Here is an 18,237-nt window from a genome sequence, read left to right on the forward strand (position 1 = left end):
CGGAAAGGGAACGGCACGACATGACGCCCCAGATCAAGGCGCTTTGCGTCCACCTTTTCACCGCGACCGGGGCCGTGCTGTCGATGCTCGCCATGCTTGCAGCCGCCGAAGGCAAGTGGAGTCTCATGTTCCTCTGGCTTGTCGTGGCTTTCATCGTCGATGGCATCGACGGCCCCTTGGCGCGCCATTACCACGTCAAGACGAACTGGCCGACCTATGACGGGGTGCTTCTGGACCTCATCATCGACTATCTCACCTATGTCTTCATCCCGGCCTTCGCGCTTTTCCATTCCGGCCTTCTGCCTGGCTGGACCGGCTGGCTGGCGATCATCGTCATCACCTATTCGAGTGTCGTTTACTTCGCCGACACGCGGATGAAAACGACGGACAATTCCTTTGCTGGCTTCCCGGCCTGCTGGAACATGGTCGTGCTGGTCCTCTTCGCGCTGGAACCGAACTTTTACCTTATGACCGCGATCATCGTCGCCCTCGCTGCCTCGATGTTCACCAACCTGAAATTCGTCCACCCGGTGCGTTCCGAACGCTGGCGCTGGATCACCCTGCCGGTGGCGCTGGCGTGGGTCGTTTTCGCCGCCCGCGCCGCATGGGTCGATTTCGCGCCGGGGGAACTGGCGCACTGGGGACTGGCGATCACCTCGGTCTACCTGCTTGTCGCCGGAGTTGCCCAGCAATTGCTGCCCGAACGCGCCTGACCCGTCAGATCCGCGTCAGCACCACGCCCGCCGCGATCAGAGCGACCGACAGCGCTTTGCCGGGCGTCATCCGCTCGCCGAACATAAGCCAGCCGATCAGAACCCCGAAGAGGATCGACGTCTCTCTGAGCGCCGCCACCAGCGCGATCGGCGCCAATGTCATCGCCCAGACCGCGACCGCGTAGGAACCGTAGGACGCCGCCGCACCCAGACTTCCCGCCGTCCAGACCCGCCAGCCCGTGGGCAACGATCCGCGCCCGCGCAGCGCCAGCATCGCGGCGGCAAAGATGATCCCGTCGAGCACAAAGAGCCAGGCCACGAACAAAGCCGCATCTTCGGCCACCCGCGCGCCCAGACCGTCGACGACCGTATAGCCCGCGGTCGCACAGGCCGCGCCGAAGGCAAAAGGCAGCATTCGCCGCGACTCGCCCGAGGTCCAGACCCCGCGCGCCAGCGCGAGGATGCCCACGCCAAGCACAACGATCCCGGCCGTTTCGTTCATCGACACAGCTTCGCCCAGCCAGATCGCACCGACCATCAGCGTGATCATCGGCGCGGTGCCACGCGCCAGCGGGTAGACCCGGCTCAGATCGCCATGTTCATAGGCGAAGGTCAGGAAGATCTTGTAGGCCGAATGGACCACGCCCGAGGCGACCAGCCAGGGCCAGACCGCCGCGCCGGGCCAGTCCATCGTCATGGCGATGACCAGACCAATCAGACCCTGCACACCCGACAGCACCATCATCGTGCCGACCCGGCTCGCGCCCACGCGCACCAGCGCATTCCAGCTTGCGTGCAGAAGCGCCGCACCGAGAACCGACAGGAAAACGATCAGGCTCATCCGGCGACCTCCCTGACCGAACTCCTACCGCCCGGGTGCATCGGTCACAAGCACCCCAGTTTAGAATCATTCCAAACCTTGACTTGACCCCCATCGGGGCGCATATCAGATGCGCAACGGAGGCTGCCCCCATGTTCATCCAGACCGAATCCACGCCGAACCCCGCGACGCTGAAATTCCTGCCCGGCCAGTCCGTCCTTGGCACCGGCACGGCAGATTTCCCGCAGGCCGATACGGCAGGCAAGTCGCCTCTGGCCAAGCGCATCTTCGCGGTCGAGGGCGTGAACGGCGTCTTCCTCGGCACCGATTTCGTCACGGTTACGAAGGCCGAGTCGGTGATGTGGGACCATATCAAGCCCGCGATCCTCGGCGCGATCATGGAGCATTTCCAGTCTGGCCAGCCGGTGATCGAGGGCGAACAGGCCGAAAGCGCCCATGCCGCGCATGACGGCCCGGACGGCGAGATCGTGAAACAGATCAAGGAACTTCTCGACACCCGCGTCCGCCCTGCGGTCGCGCAGGATGGCGGCGACATCACCTTCCACGGCTTCGACCGGGGCATCGTCTACCTGCACATGCAGGGCGCCTGCGCCGGTTGCCCGTCCTCGACCCTCACGCTGAAGATGGGGATCGAGAACCTCTTGCGTCACTACATCCCCGAAGTGGTCGAGGTGCGGCCCGTTGCCGCCTGAGCCCCTGATCCTTGCCTTCGACACATCGGCCGCGCATTGCGCGGCCGCTTTGCTGTCAGGCGAATCCGTGCTCGCGGCCCGGGTCGAAGAGATGGGGCGCGGTCAGGCCGAACGGCTGATGCCGATGCTGGAAGAGATGCTCGGCGACGAAGGCCGGACATGGTCCGACGTCAGTGCCATCGGCGTCGGCACCGGCCCCGGCAACTTCACCGGCATCCGTATCTCGGTCGCCGCCGCGCGCGGGCTGGCCTTGTCGCTCAGCATCCCGGCCGTTGGCGTGTCGGGATTCGAGGCGACGGCCCCTGACCAAACAGACCCACATTGGGCGGTGATCCCCGCCCCGCGCGGCATGGTCTATGCCCAGCGCCTTGGAGCTGACACTGGACAGCCGGAGCTGCTGCCCGAGGCCGATCTGACCACGCTGGACGCCCCTATCCTGCGGCTCGACACCATCCCGGGCGACAGACATGCGACCCATATCGCCCGCGTCGCGGCCCGCCGCTGGCGCGACACGCCCGTTCGGCCCGCCCCTCTCTACATCCGTCCCGCCGATGCCGCGCCGCCGCGTGAGGCGCCACCGGTCATTCTGCCGTGACCATCTCACCGGAAGAACTGGCCGCGATCCACGCCGCCGCCTTCACAACGCCCCGGCCATGGAACGCGGCAGAGATCGCCGACCTCCTCTCAGGGCCGGGGGCTTTCCTCATCGCCGAACCGGACGGGTTCCTCATCGGCCGCGTCATCGCCGACGAAGCTGAACTGCTGACAGTTGCTGTGCGGCCCGAAGCCCGGGGCCGTGGCCTTGGCGCCGGACTTGTCGCCACCTTCCTCCGCGAAGCCCGCGCGCGCGGTGCCACGACGGCCTTTCTCGAAGTTGCCGCCGACAACCACGCGGCCAATGCGCTCTATGCCAGCGCCGGATTCGCCGAGACCGGGCGCAGGCCCGGTTACTACGTCAAACCCGACGGAAAAAAGACCGACGCGCTCATCCTCGCCCGGCCCCTACCTCCGACACCGGAGAATTCCTGACCAAAAGGTCAAACCGACCCTTCGTCACTCCAAATAGCTATTGACCGCCCCCCACGCATCCGCCCTAATCGGACGCAATCCGCGCGACAGGCCGATTTGGGCCCACAGGATGCGGATACGCATAACCAAACTGGGAGCGACCCATGACCCTCATGAAGACATTCCTCGGCGCGGCCGCAACGCTCGCGCTTTCGGCCGGCTTCGCGGCTGCCGATCCCGCCATTATTTTCGACCTCGGCGGCAAGTTCGACAAGTCGTTCAACGAGGCCGCCTATAACGGCGCCGAGCGCTGGAAGGCCGAAACCGGCGGCACCTACAAGGAACTGGAAATGCAGTCCGAGGCGCAGCGCGAACAGGCGCTCCGCCGACTGGCCGAGTCGGGCGCCAACCCTGTCGTCATGACCGGCTTCGCCTTCGGCGACGTTCTGGGCCAGGTCGCCCCCGACTTCCCGGACACCAAGTTCGTGATCATCGACGTCGACTGGCTCGACTTCCCGAACGTGCGCCAGATCAGCTTTGCCGAGCATGAGGGCAGCTATCTGGTCGGCATGATGGCGGCGATGGCGTCGAAAACCGGCACGGTCGGCTTCATCGGTGGCATGGATGTTCCGCTGATCCGCAAATTCGCCTGCGGCTATGTGCAGGGCGTCAAGGCCGCAAACCCGGATGCGACGATCATCCAGAACATGACCGGTTCGACCCCGGCCGCATGGAACGACCCGGTGAAGGGCGGCGAAATCGCCAAGGCCCAGAAATCGCAGGGCGCGGACGTGATCTATGCTGCGGCGGGCGGCACCGGCATTGGCGTGCTTCAGGCCGCCGCTGATGAGGGCATCCTCTCGATCGGTGTCGATTCGAACCAGAACCACCTGCATCCAGGTCAGGTTCTGACCTCGATGCTGAAGCGCGTCGACAACGCCGTTTACGAGGCGTTCAAGGCAGGCACCGAAATCGAAGGCGGCGTGCAGGTCATGGACCTCGCCTCGGGTGGCGTCGGTTATGCGCTCGACGACAACAACGCCGCACTGGTATCGGACGAGATGAAGACCGCTGTCGATGACGCCGCCGCCAAGATCACCTCGGGTGAGATCGCGGTGCACGACTACATGACCGACGACAGCTGCCCGGTTAACTGAGCAGCATCATGACGGGGGACACGGGAAAGGAGCGGCAGGCCACTGCCGCTCCGGCCATCGAGCTTCGCGGGATATCGAAAGCCTTTGGCCCGGTTCAGGCCAACAAGGACATCTCGATCAGCGTTGCCAAGGGCACGATCCACGGGATCATCGGCGAAAACGGCGCGGGCAAGTCCACGCTGATGTCGATCCTCTATGGCTTCTACAAGGCCGATTCAGGTCAGATCCTGATCAACGGCACCCCCACCGCCATACCCGACAGCCAGGCCGCGATCCGCGCCGGCATCGGAATGGTCTTCCAGCATTTCAAGCTGGTGCAGAATTTCTCGGTGCTGGAAAATGTCATTCTCGGCGCCGAAGACGGCGCACTGCTGCGCCCCTCGCTCGCCAAGGCCCGCAAGGTGCTGGGCGAACTGGCCGAGGAATATGAACTCGATGTCGACCCCGACGAACTGATCGAGGAATTGAGCGTCGGCCACCAGCAGCGGGTGGAAATCCTCAAGGCACTTTACCGCCACGCCGATATCCTGATCCTTGATGAGCCTACGGGCGTACTGACCCCCGCCGAGGCCGACCACCTCTTCCGCATCCTCTCCAATCTCAGGGAACAGGGCAAGACGATCATCCTGATCACCCACAAGCTGCGCGAGATCATGGAGATTACCGATACGGTCAGTGTCATGCGGCGGGGCGAGATGACGGCGACGGTCAAGACCGCCGATACCAGCCCCGAGGAACTGGCCGAACTGATGGTCGGGCGCAAGGTCTTGCTCGATGTCGCCAAGACACCGGCCCAGCCCGGCAAGGTCGTGCTGGAGGTCGAGAACCTTCGTGTTGTGGATGAAGACAAGGTCGAACGGCTGAAGGGAATCTCGCTTCAGATCCGCGCCGGCGAAATTCTCGGCATCGCGGGCGTCGCGGGCAACGGCCAGTCGGAACTTCTGGCCGTGCTCGGCGGGATCGCCCACGGCACCGGCACGATCCGGCTGAATGGCGATCAGATCGACCTGACGGGCCAGCATTCCGACGGCCAGTCACGCCGCGCGCGCGGCATCGCCCATGTGCCCGAGGACCGCCAGCATCTCGGCATGATCATGGATTTCTCGGCCTGGGAAAACACCGCCTTCGGCTATCACCACGACCCGGCCTATCAGAAGAATGGCTGGCTGATGGACAATGCCGCCATCCTTGAGGACACCAAGGGCAAGATGGAACGTTTCGACGTCCGCCCGCCGATCCCGACGCTTTCGGCCAAGAGCTTCTCGGGCGGCAACCAGCAAAAGATCATCCTCGCGCGCGAGATCGAGCGGAACCCCGATCTTCTTCTGGTCGGCCAGCCCACGCGCGGCGTCGATATTGGCGCGATCGAGTTCATCCACAAGCGCATCGTCGAGCTGCGCGACGCGGGCAAGGCGGTTCTGCTGGTCAGCGTCGAACTCGATGAAATCATGAGCCTTTCTGACCGCATCGCGGTGATGTTCGACGGCAAGATCATGGGTGAACGCCTGCCAGATGAGACCGATGAACGCGAGCTTGGCCTTCTGATGGCCGGGATAACCAACGGCAAAACCGGGGAGGCCGCGTGATGACCAGACTTCCGCGCTGGGCCGATGTGGTCCTCGTCCCGCTCATCAGCCTGCTTCTGGCGGGCATTATCTCGGCCCTCGTCATCCTTGCCATCGGTCAAAGCCCGATGGAGGCGCTGCGCACCATGGTGACGGGTGCCTTGGGCTCGGCCTACGGCTGGGGCTACACACTTTATTACGCCACAAGCTTCATGTTCACCGGCCTAGCGGTGACGGTCGCCTTCCATGCCTCGCTCTTCAATATCGGCGGCGAGGGGCAGGCCCAGATCGGCGGTCTTGGCGTTGCGCTGGCCTGCCTTTTTATCCCCTGGCCGCACTGGACGCTGGCGCTGCCCGGCGCGATGATAGCGGGCGCGCTGTTCGGCGCTGCCTGGGCGGCGATACCCGCCTATCTTCAGGCCAAGCGCGGCAGCCATGTCGTGATCACCACGATCATGTTCAACTACATCGCAGCGGCCCTGATCATCTACATGCTGGTTTCCGTGCTGAAACCCGCGGGCCAGATGGACCCGGCCACGGCGCGGTTTCCGGCAACGACGAACCTGCCGACGCTGCATGAAATCCCGGGGCTGAGTGTCCTTTTCGACAAACAGATCCCGGCCAATGTCACGCTCTTCGTGGCGCTCATTGCCTGCTGGCTGGTCTGGCTTCTCCTGTGGCGCACGCGCCTCGGCTACGAAATCCGCGCCTTCGGCAAATCCGAACCGGCAGCACTTTACGCGGGCATCTCGCCCGTCCGGGTGACAATGATCGCCATGCTGATTTCGGGCGCATTGGCGGGGCTCATGTCGATAAACAACGTCATGGGCGAAAGCGAACGGCTGTTGCAGAACTCGACCGAAGGTGCGGGATTCATCGGCATCGCGGTTGCGCTGATGGGGCGGAACCACCCGATTGGCGTTTTCCTTGCCGCGATCCTCTTCGGGTTCCTCTTTCAGGGTGGGGCAGAACTCGGGCTCTGGACCTCGATCCCGATCGAACTCAGGACCGTCGTTCAGGGCCTCGTGATCCTCTTTACGGGCGCGCTCGACCACATGGTCCGCATGCTGCTCGGGCTCTTCTTCAGCCCCCGCAGAACACAGGTGGCGTGATGGATTTCGCAACGCTCATCCAGATCCTCGACTCCACCATGCGGCTCGCGACGCCGCTGCTTCTGGCCTGCCTTGCCGGGCTCTATTCCGAACGCTCAGGCATCTTCGACATCGGGCTTGAGGGCAAGATGCTGATGGCGGCGATGTGCACCGGCGCGGTCGCTGCCCTGACCGGCTCGGTCTGGATCGGGCTTCTGGCCGGGATCGCCGGGTCGATGATCTTCGCGCTGATCCACGGCATCGCCTCGATCACCTTCCGGGGCAACCAGCTGATCTCGGGCGTGGCGCTGAACTTCGTGGCCTCGGGCATCACCGTGCTCATCGCCCAGTCGCTGTTCCGGCAGGGCGGACGCACGCCGCCGCTCTCCGGCCCCGCCCGCTTCAACCCGATCGAGCTACCCTTTGCCGAAGCGCTTTCCGGCGTCCCGATCCTCGGCCCCTTCTATGCCGAGGTCATCTCGGGCCACGGCGCGCTTGTCTATATTGCGCTCCTCTGCGTACCGCTGACATGGTGGGTACTCTACCGGTCGCGCTTCGGGCTGCGCCTGCGGGCCGTCGGCGAAAATCCCGCCTCGGTCGATACGGCGGGCATCTCGGTCGTGCGGCTGCGCTACACCGCCGTGATCATCACCGGCGTCCTTTGCGGCCTTGCGGGCGCCTATATGGCCGCTGGCCTGCAAACCGGTTTCGGCAAGGAAATGACCGCAGGCCGCGGCTATATCGCGCTCGCCGCGCTGATCTTCGCCAAGTGGCGGCCCTGGTACGCGCTGATGGCCACGCTTCTCTTCGGTTTCTTCCAGGCGCTGGCGCTCAGGCCCGACGTGATCAAGGGCACGCTTGGCTTCGACGTACCCGTCCCCGCCCTTGATGCGCTGCCCTATATCTTGACGGTCATCGTGCTTGCGGGCTTTGTCGGACGGGCCATTCCGCCACGCGCCGGCGGAGAGCCCTATGTTAAGGAACGCTGAACAGGATATTTGGCCTTATGCGGATTTTGCAACTGGCCTAAAGACAAGCGTCGCAACGGTTTGACACCGGCCCCACATGGGGGCATGAGTGGTCAAGGGTTCTTTTGCCGTTCGGTACCGCGTTCTAATGCAGATTTACCTCCCCATCGCCGAGGTTTCGGTCAACGCGTTCCTGCTTTTGGGGCTGGGCGGTATCGTCGGCATGCTTTCGGGCATGTTCGGGGTGGGTGGCGGCTTCCTCATGACCCCACTTCTCTTCTTCATCGGCATCCCGCCAGCAGTTGCTGTCGCAACCGAGGCGAACCAGATCGTCGCCTCCTCCTTCTCAGGCGTCCTCGCGCATCTCAAACGCAAGACGGTCGATCTCAGGATGGGGACGGTTCTACTGATCGGCGGCCTGATCGGCGCGGCACTTGGCGTCCAGCTTTTCAACTTCCTGAAAAGCCTCGGACAGGTCGATCTGCTGGTCAAGCTCTGCTACGTCGTGTTCCTCGGCATCATCGGCGGGCTAATGTTCATCGAAAGCCTGCGCGCGATCCGGCGGGCGAAGAAGACCGGCGCCGTGCCCACGCGCAAGAAGCACAACTGGGTCCACAACCTGCCCTTCAAGATGAAGTTCCGCACCTCGGGGCTTTATATCTCGGTCATCCCGCCATTGCTCGTCGGTGTGCTGGTCGGCATCCTTGCCGCCATCATGGGCGTTGGCGGCGGGTTCATCATGGTGCCCGCGATGATCTATCTGCTGGGCATGCCCACGAAAGTCGTCGTCGGCACGTCGCTTTTCCAGATCATCTTCGTCACCGCCTTCACCACGCTTCTACATGCCACTACGAACTTCACCGTAGATATGCCACTCGCGGTGCTTCTCCTGATCGGAGGCGTGATCGGCGCCCAGTTCGGCGCGATGATCGGCACGCGGCTGAAGGCTGAACAGTTGCGCATCCTCCTCGCCATGATGGTCCTCGCGGTCTGCCTGAAACTGGCGCTCGATCTTCTGATCATGCCTTCAGAACTTTATTCCATCGGCCCGGCGGGGCACGGATGATGGGGCGCCTTCTCACTCTTGCGGTGTTTCTGACCGCGCTGGCCCTGCCAGCCGCGGCGCAGGAAGAAATCGTCGCCGATCTTAGCCAGCGGCAGGTTCCGATCACCGCCGATTTCGACGGATCGGAACTGATCCTCTATGGCGCGGTCAAGCGCGAAACCCCGATTTCGATCACCGAACCCCTGTCGGTGATCATCACCGTCGCGGGCCCGTCGAAACCGGTCACCGTTCGGCGCAAGGAAAAGGTGGCAGGCATCTGGATCAACACCGACGCGGTGGAGATCGACAGCGCCCCGTCCTTCTACGCCATCGCCACCTCCCGCCCCCTGAACCAGATCCTCTCGGATACCGAGGATCTGCGTTACAAGATCTCCATCCCTCGCGCGATCCGCTCCGTCGGCGCGCCGCAAACGGTCATGGATTCGCATGCGTTCACCGACGCCCTGATGCGCATCAAGGCGGCAAACGGCAGCTATCAGGCGAGGCCCAGCACCGTCGCCTTCTTTGACCAGACGCTTTTCAAGACCGCCGTCACACTGCCCGCGAACCTGACCGAGGGGACCTACAAGGTCACGCTCTACCTGACCCGCGACCGGCAGGTGGTCACCAGCTATACGACCAATCTTGCCGTGCAGAAGGTCGGGCTGGAACGCTTCCTTTACCGTCTCGCCCATGACCGGCCGCTGGTCTACGGACTCCTGTCGATCTTCATCGCCATCGCCGCGGGCTGGGGTGCTTCGGCGATCTTCCGGTACTTCAAAGGCTGATCCGACGGGTTAACCGCGCCCGACAAAAGGCATGTTGGTCGCCATCACCGTGACCGACAGCATATTGGCGCCGGGCGGCAGGGTCGCCATCGACCACACGGTTCCCGCCACATCTGCCACATCCATCATCGGCTCGGCCCGGATGCTGCCATCGGCCTGCGGCACGCCTGTCGCGATCTTCGCCGCCAGTTCGGTGTGGGCATTGCCGATATCGATTTGGCCGCAGGCAATGCCAAAGGGGCGGCCATCGAGCGCCAGCGTCTTCGTCAGCCCGGTGATCGCGTGTTTCGTCGTCGTGTAACACACGGACCCTGGGCGCGGCGCATGGGCTGAGATGGACCCGTTGTTGATGATCCGCCCACCCTGCGGGTTCTGCGCCCGCATCTGGCGAAAGGCCGCGCGGGCAGCGTGGAACATGCCGGTCAGGTTCACGGCCAGCATGTCGGTCCAGTCGGAAAGCGGAATCTCGTCAATCAGTCCGCCCGGCCGCATGATGCCCGCGTTGTTGAACAGCACATCGACCCGGCCAAAGCGCGTGACCGCCGCAGCAAATGCCCCATCGACCGCAGTTGCATCGGCCACATCGCAGGCCAGTGGCTGGGCGCTGTCATGGCCTTCGGCGATTTCCTCCAGCACATCCCCCCGCCGCGCGATCATCGCGACGTTCCAGCCCCCCGCGAGGAACCGTTCGGCCACTGCCCGCCCGATCCCGGCCGAGGCACCGGTGACGACGATTGTGCCCGCCACCTCAGAACGCCTTGAACGTCATCGTCGTCAGCGTCCGGCTGATACCGGGAATATCAAAAAGCTTCTCGTTCAGCCAATGGCCCACATCCTCATCCTCGGGGATATATACCTTGGCCATCAGGTCATAATCGCCCGAGGTCGAATAAAGCTCCGAGACAACCTCGCGGTCATAGATCGCATCGGCGACGGCATAGGTCTGACCGGGATGGCAACGAAACTGGACGAAGACGCAGCGCATGGATTCACCTCTCTTTGCCCGCGACAGTAGCGGCAGTGAAACCCGATGGGAAGCAGGGCCGGGCGCCCCGATCACGCAGATATGTCACGCCTGACACCAAATGTTTACGGGCGCCGCCATAGTCTGGAATAGCCGCGCCTGATAGACTTCCGCCATGCAGCTCCTGAGCGTACGCACGAGTTACAGCCGGGCCGAACGGCTCACGGATGCGGTGATCCACGCCTCCGGGCTGACGCTTGTCCTGATCGCCGTCCCGGTGTTGATCACCGCCGCAGCTTTCCTGCGCGGCGATTTCACCGCGATGTTCGGCGTGACGGTCTACGGGCTCGCACTTATCGCGATGATCCTCTGTTCGGCGCTTTACAACATGATCCCCGCGCCGGGTTGGGAAGAGCTGCTGAAGCGGCTCGATCACTCCGCGATCTATGTGAAGATCGCTGGCACCTACACGCCTTTCACCCTGCTTTCCGGGCAGGGCCACTTGCTCCTCGCAGGACTATGGGCTGCAGCCCTCACCGGGGTCGGGATCAAGCTTTTCTGGCCCCACCGCTTCCGCGCCCTCACGCTCGCGCTCTATCTCGGCATGGGCTGGGCCGGGCTCGCCGCTGGCGGCACGTTCCTTGGTGCGCTCTCCGCCCCGGTCCTGATCCTGATCGTCACCGGCGGCCTTCTCTATACGGCGGGCGTGGCTTTCTACCTCTTCGAACGCCTGCCCTTCCACTACACGATCTGGCATGTCTTCGTGCTGACGGCGAGCCTCGTCTTCTACGCCGCCGTCACCCTGCACCTTGTTGAAAGCGCCTGATCTTCTTCTGTTCAGAAATACTCTCCGGGAGTCCGGGGGTGGAAAACCCCCGGCCTGAAATCCGTCTCAGACCGCCGCCTTCAGGCTTTCTTCCAGATATATCTCCCTCAGCCGTGTTGCGACCGGCCCCGGCTTGCCAGACCCAAGCGCCACCCCGTCGATCTCGACAACCGGCATGACGAAAGCCGACGCGGACGTAACAAACGCCTCGTCAGCCGCCTTCGCCTCGTCGATCGTGAAGCTGCGCTCTTCAACAACCATCTGCGCCTCGGCGGCAAAGCGCAGAACCGCCGCGCGGGTGATGCCGTGGAGGATGTCATTCGACAACTGTCGCGTGATGATCCTGCCGCCCTTGACGATATAGGCGTTGTTCGACGTGCCCTCGGTCACCAGCCCGTCCTCGATCAGCCAGGCATCGTCCACACCCGCCTTCTTCGCCATCATCTTGCCCATCGAGGGGTAAAGAAGCTGCGTCGTCTTGATATCGCGCCTCCCCCAGCGGATGTCGTCGATGGAAATCACCTTCCACCCCGTTTTCGCCGCCGGGCTGTCGGCCAGACCGGGTTTGGACTGGGTGAAGAGCACCAGCGTCGGCTTCGTGACCTTCGGATCGGGAAAGACGAAATCGCGGTCGCCAGGATTGCCGCGCGTGACCTGAAGATAGACGAGCCCGTCCTCAATCCCGTTCCGCGCCACAAGCTCACGGTGGATCGCCAGAAGCTCCTCGTCCGAACAGGGGCTCGCCATATCAAGCTCCCTTAGCGACCGGTTCAGCCGCGCGGTGTGCCCGGCGAAGTCGATGAGCTTGCCACCCAGAACGCTCGTCACCTCATAGACGCCATCGGCCATCAGAAAGCCCCGGTCAAAAACCGATACCACCGCCTCTTCCTCGGGCAGATAGTCTCCGTTGACATAGACGATGCGGCTCATGGGGCTTTCCTCCGGTCAGTTGCCGTTTCATCGGGCCTGACGCGGACAAGGTCAAGCCCGCCTTGATAGGGTCATCACCCCCACAGTGCCACCTCGGGCGGATGCACACCTGCGACATCGTAGAAGAGGGGATGGTCGCGGTCCTCGGCCAGAAGCAGCGGACCGTCGAGATCCGTGAAAGCCGCCCCCTGCGCGACCAGCACAGCCGGCGCCATGGCGAGCGAGGAACCAACCATGCAGCCCACCATCAGCCCATAGCCCTCGGCCAAGGCCGCCTCTTTCAGCGCGAAGGCCTCGGTCAACCCGCCGGTCTTGTCGAGCTTGATGTTGACCATGTCATACTTGCCCTTCAGTCCCGGCAGCGAGGCGCGGTCGTGACAGGCTTCATCGGCGCAAACCGGCAGGGGACGGGCGATCTCGCTCAGCATCCCGTCATCCCCCGCAGGCAGCGGCTGTTCGACCAATGCCACGCCAAGACGCACCAGATGCGGGGCAAGGTCGGAATAGACCTCCGCCGTCCAGCCCTCATTCGCGTCGACAATGATGCGTGTCGCAGGCGCCCCCGCGCGCACCGCCTCCAGCCGCGCCATGTCGTCGGGCGTACCAAGCTTGATCTTCAGAAGCGGGCGATGGGCATGGCGCGCCGCCGCCGCCCGCATGTTCTCGGGCGTGTCGAGCGACAGGGTAAAGGCGGTGATCTCCGGCCCCGGCGCGGGCAGGCCCGCAAGTTCCCAGACACGACGGCCCGCTCGCTTCGCCTCAAGGTCCCAGAGCGCGCAATCGATCGCGTTGCGGGCCGCGCCCGCGGGCAAGGCGGCCTGCAATGCTCCACGGGTGATATCCTCCGGCAGACCGGCAATCTGGGCAGTCACGCTTTCCAACGTCTCGCCATAGCGCGCATAGGGTACGCATTCGCCGCGCCCCGCCACGCAATCGCGCGTCACCGTCACGGTCAGCACCTTCGCCTCCGTCCGCGAGCCGCGCGAGATGGTGAACACCTCGGCCAGCCGGAAGCTTTCGGCCCGAACCTCAATCGCCATGACAATCCTCTCCATTCCGGGCGCCCGCGAAGGCCGGGTGGGCGGGCCGTCGTCCGCGAGGACGCGGGTCGCACCCCCGGGGCTATATTGCGGCCAGCGCGTCCACCAGTCGCGCGGCACCATGACGGAAGGGATCGACGGCGGGAAGGCCCATCCGCTTCTCGACCTCGGCCAGACAAGCCGCCGCCTCTTCCTCATTCAGATGCTGGGTATTGACCGAAATGCCCACGACCCGACAGGCCGGGTTCGCAACCCGCGCCATCGCGAGGGCCGTATCGCGCACCTGCTCCAGGCTTGGCAGTGCATAGCCCGGCAGGCCGCGCATATGGGTCCGCGTCGGTTCGTGGCAGAGGATCAGCGCATCGGGCTGGCCACCATGGATCAGCGCCATGGTCACGCCGGAATAGGAGACGTGGAAAAGGCTTCCCTGCCCCTCGATCAGATCCCAGTGATCGGGATCGTTGTCGGGCGTCAGGTATTCGATGGACCCCGCCATGAAATCGGCGATCACGGCATCGAGCGGCACCCCGTCGCCGGTGATCAGGATGCCGGTCTGACCGGTGGCGCGGAAACTCACCTTCATGCCCCGCGCCCGCATCTCGGCATCCATCGCGAGCGCGGTATACATCTTGCCCACCGAGCAATCCGTACCCACGGCCAGACAGCGTTTGCCCGACCGTTTCACCCCGTTGGCGATCGGGTATTTGACCGAGGGCACCCGCACATCGTGCAGGATACGGCCATGCCGTGCGGCGGTGGTGACCAGATCGGCCTCGTCGCGCAGAAGGTTGTGCAGGCCGCTCGCAATATCAAACCCCTGTTCCAGCGCCGTATGCAGAACCGCTTTCCAACTGTCGGAAATCACGCCACCCCGGTTGGCGACCCCGATTACCAGCGTCCGCGCACCTGCCGCATGGGCCTCGGCCAGATCCATGTCGGGCACCTTCATGTCGGCCTTACAGCCCTCCATCCGGTACTGGCCTAACGCAAATTCCGGACGCCAGTCCTTGATGCCCTGCGCCACCTTCGCGGCCAGCTGGTCCGGCGCATCGCCGAGGAAAAGAAGATAGGGGGTTTCGATCATGGCAGCCTCCCGCGTTTGATGGAAAGTTGCATCAATTTCCCACGGAATTCATGGGAATTTCAGGCGAGCTACCCGGATAGTTCGCAATCTGGTCCCGTACAAACCAACGCTTATGCAAGATTCTTCGATAAAGAATTGCGCCCGGCCCGTCTTTCTCCGTTCGAGCACTGCATTTTCGAAATTTCTGCGCCTGCGAAAGAACCTTGCATGCTGCAGCGCAATATTCTATCCGAGCGGTAACGCCAAACGTAACTTCCTTACCGAGAGATCTGCCGATGAGCTTCCGCCTCCAGCCCGCCGCCCCTGCCCGCCCGAACCGCTGCCAGCTCTTCGGCCCGGGATCGCGCCCCGCGATCTTTGAAAAGATGGCGGCATCGGCGGCGGATGTAATCAACCTCGATCTGGAGGACTCGGTGGCGCCCGACGACAAGCCCGAGGCGCGGAAGAACATCATTCAGGCCATCGGCGATATCGACTGGGGCAACAAGCATCTCAGCGTCCGCATCAACGGGCTCGACACGCCCTACTGGTATCGCGACGTGGTCGACCTTCTGGAACAGGCGGGCGAGCGGCTTGACCAGATCATGATCCCGAAAGTGGGCTGCGCCGCCGATGTCTACGCGGTCGATGCCCTCGTCACCGCCATCGAGGCCGCGAAGGGCCGCAAGAAGCGCATCGCGCTGGAAGTGATCATCGAATCGGCGGCCGGCATCGCCCATGTCGAGGAAATCGCGGCCTCCTCTCCCCGGCTTCAGGCGATGAGCCTCGGCGCTGCCGATTTCGCCGCCTCCATGGGCATGCAGACGACAGGCATCGGCGGCACCCAGGAAAACTATTACATGCACCGCGAGGGACAGAAGCACTGGTCCGATCCCTGGCACTGGGCCCAGGCCGCCATCGTCGCCGCCTGCCGCACCCATGGCATCTTGCCGGTCGATGGACCCTTCGGCGATTTCTCCGATGACGAGGGCTTTCTGGCGCAGGCGCGGCGCTCGGCCACGCTCGGCATGGTCGGCAAATGGGCGATTCACCCCAAGCAGATCGCGCTCTGCAACGAGGTCTTCACGCCGTCTGAGGCACAGGTGACCGAGGCCCGCGAAATCCTTGCCGCAATGGAAGCCGCCAAGGCCCGCGGCGAAGGCGCGACCGTCTATAAGGGGCGGCTCGTGGATATCGCCTCGATCAAGCAGGCCGAGGTGATCGTGCGGCAATCAGAAATGATCGCAGGCTGAAAAGGGGGCTCGCCGCCCCCTCTTGGCCTTCGGCCAATTCACCCCGCGAGTATTTCCGGAACAGAAGAAGCAGGAGCGGTCAGGCGCCAGACCCGGCCTGCCCCGTTGCAAATCGCCCGACCGGGCGGCATATAGGCCGTGACCCTTCAGGGAGTGCGGGATGAATTACCTCGAATTTGAAAAGCCGCTGGCCGAGATCGAAGGCAAGGCCGAGGAGCTTCGGGCGCTGGCGCGCAAGAATGAGGGGATGGATGTCGCCAAGGAGGCGGCCGCGCTCGACAAGAAGGCGGCGGACCTTCTGAAGGACCTTTACAAGAACCTTGACCCCTGGCGGAAATGCCAGGTCGCGCGCCACCCGGACCGGCCGCATTGCAAGGACTATATCGACGCGCTTTTCACCGAGTTCACGACTCTCGCGGGCGATCGCAACTTTGCCGATGACCATGCGGTGATGAGCGGTCTTGCCCGCTTCAACGACCAGCCGGTGATGGTCATCGGGCAGGAAAAGGGCTCTGACACCAAGACTAGGATCGAACGCAATTTCGGCATGGCGCGGCCCGAGGGCTATCGCAAAGCCATCCGCCTGATGGACCTCGCCCACCGCTTCGGCCTGCCGGTGATCACGCTTGTCGATACGCCCGGCGCCTATCCCGGCAAGGGCGCCGAGGAACGCGGGCAATCCGAGGCCATCGCGCGTTCTACCCAAAAATGCCTTGAGATCGGCGTGCCGCTGATCTCGGTGATCATCGGCGAGGGCGGATCGGGCGGGGCTGTGGCTTTCGCCTCGGCCAACCGTATCGCGATGCTGGAACATTCAATCTATTCGGTGATCACGCCCGAAGGCTGCGCGTCGATCCTGTGGAAGGATGCCGAGCGCATGCGCGAGGCCGCGAATGCGCTGCGCCTGACCGCGCAGGACCTGCACAAGCTCGGCGTCATCGACCGGATCATCGCGGAACCCCTTGGCGGCGCCCAGCGCATGCGCAAGGACGCCATCGAAAGTGTCGGCAAGGCCATTGGCGAGATGCTGAAGGAGCTGTCGGGCAAGAAACCGGCCGAACTGGTCAAGGACCGCCGCGACAAGTTCCTCGCCATGGGCGCCAAGGGCCTCGCGGCCTGAGGCCCGGCTCTCTTAAAGCCCGCCCTGCCACATTCGCACGGCGTCCAGCGGATAGACCAGCATGAGAACGTTCAGCGCCAGCCCGTCGCTGATCACATAGGCGGTCAACAACTCGAACCCCAGAAGGATCGCGACGCTCGCGCGAACCGGAATGCGCCGGGCGAGCCAGAACCCCGCGATCATTGCAAAAATGTCGAAGACCGAATTGATCACGCTGTCGCCGTAATAGTCGAGCGAGATCGTCACCTCGCGGTAGCGCTCGATGACCGCATTGGTGTTCTCCGCGATCTCCCATGCGCATTCGACAATTGTCGCGATGAGACGCCGCCAGCCGACTGCCAGACGCACGGCCAGAGGCGACAGCGCGGCGTAAAAGATCAGCCCGTGCAGCAGATGCGATGGCGTGTACCAGTCGGTCAGATGCTGCGAGTTTTCGCTGCTTATCGTCTCGCCGTGCCACAGCTTGATATAGCCGCAGGTGCAGATCGGCACGCGCCCCATCGCAAGAAGCACCGCCGCGGCAGCCAAAACGGCGAAGGCGGTCAGCACATAGGGCAACCGGTCGCGGCTCACCGCAGCGACTCCTGCGCCCGTCCCGGCCATTCCGCGTCATAGGCCGCCCCGTCGATGGCGCCCCGGCTCATCTCGGCCAGCATGTCGCCGATGGTCGGCAGGCCCTCGGACTGATCGCCGCTCCAAGTACCTGCGCGCATCAGCGCGCGGGCGCATTGCGAATATATCTCCCCGATGGCGATCAGGATCACGGTGCGGGGGCTTTTGCCATCCCGCGCAAAACTCTCGCGCAAGGCCTCGTCCGCCGTGACCCGTGCCGTGCCGTTGACCCGGATCACGTTGTCAGAGCCGGGGACGAGGAACATCAAGCTCACGCGCGGGTCGCGGACGATATTTCGCAGGCTGTCGATGCGGTTGTTGCCCTTCCAGTCGGGCAAGGCCAGCGTACCCGGATCGATCTCGCGCACCACCGGACCATCATCGCCGCGCGGGCTGGCATCGGTGCCCTCGGGGCCGACGGTCGAAAGGATGCAGAGCCACGACCGACCGATCCATGTGCGATAGGTCGGGGTCATCAACCGCGCGACTTTCACGAGCGAGGCCTGTGCGGGCGTTCCCTAGTGGCGCTCCAGTTCCTCGACGGACGTGATCGCCTGCACC

Annotated in this window: 20 protein-coding genes and 1 pseudogene; 13 read left to right on the plus strand and 8 right to left on the minus strand. The window is 63.9% G+C overall.

Annotation, left to right across the window (positions count from 1 at the left end):
• Window positions 1–20 precede the first annotated feature (20 nt).
• The gene (locus tag OEZ71_RS05515) at window positions 21–713 is read left to right on the plus strand and encodes a CDP-alcohol phosphatidyltransferase family protein (RefSeq protein WP_263738909.1); all 693 of its coding nucleotides are present in this window, start codon (window positions 21–23) and stop codon (window positions 711–713) included.
• Between the two features lie 4 nt (window positions 714–717).
• On the opposite strand, the gene OEZ71_RS05520 is transcribed toward OEZ71_RS05515, so the two are convergent.
• Window positions 718–1,554 (minus strand): DMT family transporter, encoded by an 837-nt coding sequence (locus OEZ71_RS05520; RefSeq protein ID WP_263738910.1) that lies wholly within the window; start codon window positions 1,552–1,554, stop codon window positions 718–720.
• A gap of 131 nt (window positions 1,555–1,685) precedes the next feature.
• Here OEZ71_RS05520 and OEZ71_RS05525 point away from each other — a divergent pair, with 131 nt between their 5' ends.
• The 9 genes from OEZ71_RS05525 to OEZ71_RS05565 all read left to right on the plus strand — a co-directional run bounded on the left by OEZ71_RS05525 (window position 1,686) and on the right by OEZ71_RS05565 (window position 9,868).
• Window positions 1,686–2,246 carry a NifU family protein gene (locus OEZ71_RS05525; protein ID WP_263738911.1) on the plus strand — a complete coding sequence of 187 codons (561 nt, stop codon included), beginning with the start codon at window positions 1,686–1,688 and terminating at the stop codon, window positions 2,244–2,246.
• Window positions 2,236–2,841 carry a tRNA (adenosine(37)-N6)-threonylcarbamoyltransferase complex dimerization subunit type 1 TsaB gene (tsaB, locus tag OEZ71_RS05530; protein ID WP_263738912.1) on the plus strand — a complete coding sequence of 202 codons (606 nt, stop codon included), beginning with the start codon at window positions 2,236–2,238 and terminating at the stop codon, window positions 2,839–2,841. The genes OEZ71_RS05525 and tsaB overlap by 11 nt, the downstream gene beginning before the upstream one ends.
• A 2-nt stretch (window positions 2,842–2,843) precedes the next feature.
• A complete protein-coding gene (gene rimI, locus OEZ71_RS05535) occupies window positions 2,844–3,275 on the plus strand; it encodes a ribosomal protein S18-alanine N-acetyltransferase (protein ID WP_263739010.1) in 432 nt (143 codons plus the stop codon).
• A 143-nt stretch (window positions 3,276–3,418) separates the two neighbouring features.
• Window positions 3,419–4,411, plus strand: coding sequence for a BMP family lipoprotein (locus OEZ71_RS05540; RefSeq protein WP_263738913.1), 993 nt, complete (start codon window positions 3,419–3,421; stop codon window positions 4,409–4,411).
• 8 nt (window positions 4,412–4,419) lie between these two features.
• Window positions 4,420–5,997: an ABC transporter ATP-binding protein gene (locus OEZ71_RS05545; RefSeq protein WP_263738914.1), complete on the plus strand. Its 1,578-nt coding sequence runs from the start codon at window positions 4,420–4,422 to the stop codon at window positions 5,995–5,997.
• On the plus strand, window positions 5,997–7,088 hold the full coding sequence (locus OEZ71_RS05550; protein ID WP_263738915.1) for an ABC transporter permease: 1,092 nt from the start codon (window positions 5,997–5,999) through the stop codon (window positions 7,086–7,088). The genes OEZ71_RS05545 and OEZ71_RS05550 overlap by 1 nt, the downstream gene beginning before the upstream one ends.
• Window positions 7,088–8,056 (plus strand): ABC transporter permease, encoded by a 969-nt coding sequence (locus OEZ71_RS05555; protein ID WP_263738916.1) that lies wholly within the window; start codon window positions 7,088–7,090, stop codon window positions 8,054–8,056. Before OEZ71_RS05550 ends, OEZ71_RS05555 begins: the two co-directional genes overlap by 1 nt.
• A gap of 127 nt (window positions 8,057–8,183) precedes the next feature.
• On the plus strand, window positions 8,184–9,101 hold the full coding sequence (locus OEZ71_RS05560; RefSeq protein ID WP_263738917.1) for a sulfite exporter TauE/SafE family protein: 918 nt from the start codon (window positions 8,184–8,186) through the stop codon (window positions 9,099–9,101).
• Window positions 9,101–9,868: a TIGR02186 family protein gene (locus tag OEZ71_RS05565; RefSeq protein ID WP_263738918.1), complete on the plus strand. Its 768-nt coding sequence runs from the start codon at window positions 9,101–9,103 to the stop codon at window positions 9,866–9,868. The genes OEZ71_RS05560 and OEZ71_RS05565 overlap by 1 nt, the downstream gene beginning before the upstream one ends.
• A gap of 9 nt (window positions 9,869–9,877) precedes the next feature.
• Here the strand turns inward: OEZ71_RS05565 and OEZ71_RS05570 are convergent, their stop codons facing one another.
• Together OEZ71_RS05570 and OEZ71_RS05575 are read right to left on the minus strand one after the other, a co-directional pair.
• Window positions 9,878–10,615 (minus strand): SDR family oxidoreductase, encoded by a 738-nt coding sequence (locus OEZ71_RS05570; protein ID WP_263738919.1) that lies wholly within the window; start codon window positions 10,613–10,615, stop codon window positions 9,878–9,880.
• A gap of 1 nt (window position 10,616) precedes the next feature.
• Window positions 10,617–10,853, minus strand: a complete 237-nt coding sequence (locus tag OEZ71_RS05575) for an Lrp/AsnC ligand binding domain-containing protein (RefSeq protein WP_263738920.1) — start codon at window positions 10,851–10,853, stop codon at window positions 10,617–10,619.
• A 154-nt stretch (window positions 10,854–11,007) separates the two neighbouring features.
• On the opposite strand from OEZ71_RS05575, the gene trhA reads away from it, so the two are divergent.
• A complete protein-coding gene (gene trhA, locus OEZ71_RS05580) occupies window positions 11,008–11,658 on the plus strand; it encodes a PAQR family membrane homeostasis protein TrhA (RefSeq protein ID WP_263738921.1) in 651 nt (216 codons plus the stop codon).
• A 66-nt stretch (window positions 11,659–11,724) separates the two neighbouring features.
• Here the strand turns inward: trhA and OEZ71_RS05585 are convergent, their stop codons facing one another.
• The 3 genes from OEZ71_RS05585 to dgcN all read right to left on the minus strand — a co-directional run bounded on the left by OEZ71_RS05585 (window position 11,725) and on the right by dgcN (window position 14,712).
• Entirely contained in the window at window positions 11,725–12,588 is an 864-nt protein-coding gene (locus tag OEZ71_RS05585) for a D-amino-acid transaminase (RefSeq protein ID WP_263738922.1), read from the minus strand.
• Between the two features lie 74 nt (window positions 12,589–12,662).
• Window positions 12,663–13,628 (minus strand): N-acetyl-D-Glu racemase DgcA, encoded by a 966-nt coding sequence (dgcA, locus tag OEZ71_RS05590; protein ID WP_263738923.1) that lies wholly within the window; start codon window positions 13,626–13,628, stop codon window positions 12,663–12,665.
• Window positions 13,629–13,710: 82 nt separating this feature from the next.
• A complete protein-coding gene (gene dgcN / locus OEZ71_RS05595) occupies window positions 13,711–14,712 on the minus strand; it encodes an N-acetyltransferase DgcN (protein ID WP_263738924.1) in 1,002 nt (333 codons plus the stop codon).
• Between the two features lie 275 nt (window positions 14,713–14,987).
• Here dgcN and OEZ71_RS05600 point away from each other — a divergent pair, with 275 nt between their 5' ends.
• Entirely contained in the window at window positions 14,988–15,944 is a 957-nt protein-coding gene (locus OEZ71_RS05600) for an L-malyl-CoA/beta-methylmalyl-CoA lyase (RefSeq protein ID WP_263738925.1), read from the plus strand.
• Between the two features lie 160 nt (window positions 15,945–16,104).
• Complete coding sequence (locus OEZ71_RS05605; protein WP_263738926.1) at window positions 16,105–17,064, plus strand: acetyl-CoA carboxylase carboxyltransferase subunit alpha; 960 nt, start codon at window positions 16,105–16,107, stop codon at window positions 17,062–17,064.
• A gap of 12 nt (window positions 17,065–17,076) precedes the next feature.
• Here the strand turns inward: OEZ71_RS05605 and OEZ71_RS05610 are convergent, their stop codons facing one another.
• The gene (locus OEZ71_RS05610; protein ID WP_263738927.1) at window positions 17,077–17,637 is read right to left on the minus strand and encodes a DUF2585 domain-containing protein; all 561 of its coding nucleotides are present in this window, start codon (window positions 17,635–17,637) and stop codon (window positions 17,077–17,079) included.
• A pseudogene (locus OEZ71_RS05615) lies at window positions 17,634–18,236 on the minus strand (pyridoxamine 5'-phosphate oxidase family protein). Before OEZ71_RS05615 ends, OEZ71_RS05610 begins: the two are co-directional and overlap by 4 nt.
• Window position 18,237 lies beyond the last annotated feature (1 nt).

The sequence above is a fragment of the Albidovulum litorale genome (assembly GCF_025751495.1).
Classification (GTDB): domain Bacteria; phylum Pseudomonadota; class Alphaproteobacteria; order Rhodobacterales; family Rhodobacteraceae; genus Albidovulum; species Albidovulum litorale.

Bases quoted from the DNA above. Each gene is read 5' to 3' on its own strand.
- OEZ71_RS05515 (WP_263738909.1), top strand. From the start codon at position 21: ATGACGCCCCAGATCAAGGCGCTTTGCGTCCACCTTTTCACCGCGACC.
- OEZ71_RS05520 (WP_263738910.1), bottom strand. From the start codon at position 1,554: ATGAGCCTGATCGTTTTCCTGTCGGTTCTCGGTGCGGCGCTTCTGCAC.
- OEZ71_RS05525 (WP_263738911.1), top strand. From the start codon at position 1,686: ATGTTCATCCAGACCGAATCCACGCCGAACCCCGCGACGCTGAAATTC.
- OEZ71_RS05540 (WP_263738913.1), top strand. From the start codon at position 3,419: ATGACCCTCATGAAGACATTCCTCGGCGCGGCCGCAACGCTCGCGCTT.
- OEZ71_RS05545 (WP_263738914.1), top strand. From the start codon at position 4,420: ATGACGGGGGACACGGGAAAGGAGCGGCAGGCCACTGCCGCTCCGGCC.
- OEZ71_RS05550 (WP_263738915.1), top strand. From the start codon at position 5,997: ATGACCAGACTTCCGCGCTGGGCCGATGTGGTCCTCGTCCCGCTCATC.
- OEZ71_RS05555 (WP_263738916.1), top strand. From the start codon at position 7,088: ATGGATTTCGCAACGCTCATCCAGATCCTCGACTCCACCATGCGGCTC.
- OEZ71_RS05560 (WP_263738917.1), top strand. From the start codon at position 8,184: ATGCAGATTTACCTCCCCATCGCCGAGGTTTCGGTCAACGCGTTCCTG.
- OEZ71_RS05565 (WP_263738918.1), top strand. From the start codon at position 9,101: ATGGGGCGCCTTCTCACTCTTGCGGTGTTTCTGACCGCGCTGGCCCTG.
- OEZ71_RS05575 (WP_263738920.1), bottom strand. From the start codon at position 10,853: ATGCGCTGCGTCTTCGTCCAGTTTCGTTGCCATCCCGGTCAGACCTAT.
- trhA (WP_263738921.1), top strand. From the start codon at position 11,008: ATGCAGCTCCTGAGCGTACGCACGAGTTACAGCCGGGCCGAACGGCTC.
- OEZ71_RS05585 (WP_263738922.1), bottom strand. From the start codon at position 12,588: ATGAGCCGCATCGTCTATGTCAACGGAGACTATCTGCCCGAGGAAGAG.
- dgcA (WP_263738923.1), bottom strand. From the start codon at position 13,628: ATGGCGATTGAGGTTCGGGCCGAAAGCTTCCGGCTGGCCGAGGTGTTC.
- dgcN (WP_263738924.1), bottom strand. From the start codon at position 14,712: ATGATCGAAACCCCCTATCTTCTTTTCCTCGGCGATGCGCCGGACCAG.
- OEZ71_RS05600 (WP_263738925.1), top strand. From the start codon at position 14,988: ATGAGCTTCCGCCTCCAGCCCGCCGCCCCTGCCCGCCCGAACCGCTGC.
- OEZ71_RS05605 (WP_263738926.1), top strand. From the start codon at position 16,105: ATGAATTACCTCGAATTTGAAAAGCCGCTGGCCGAGATCGAAGGCAAG.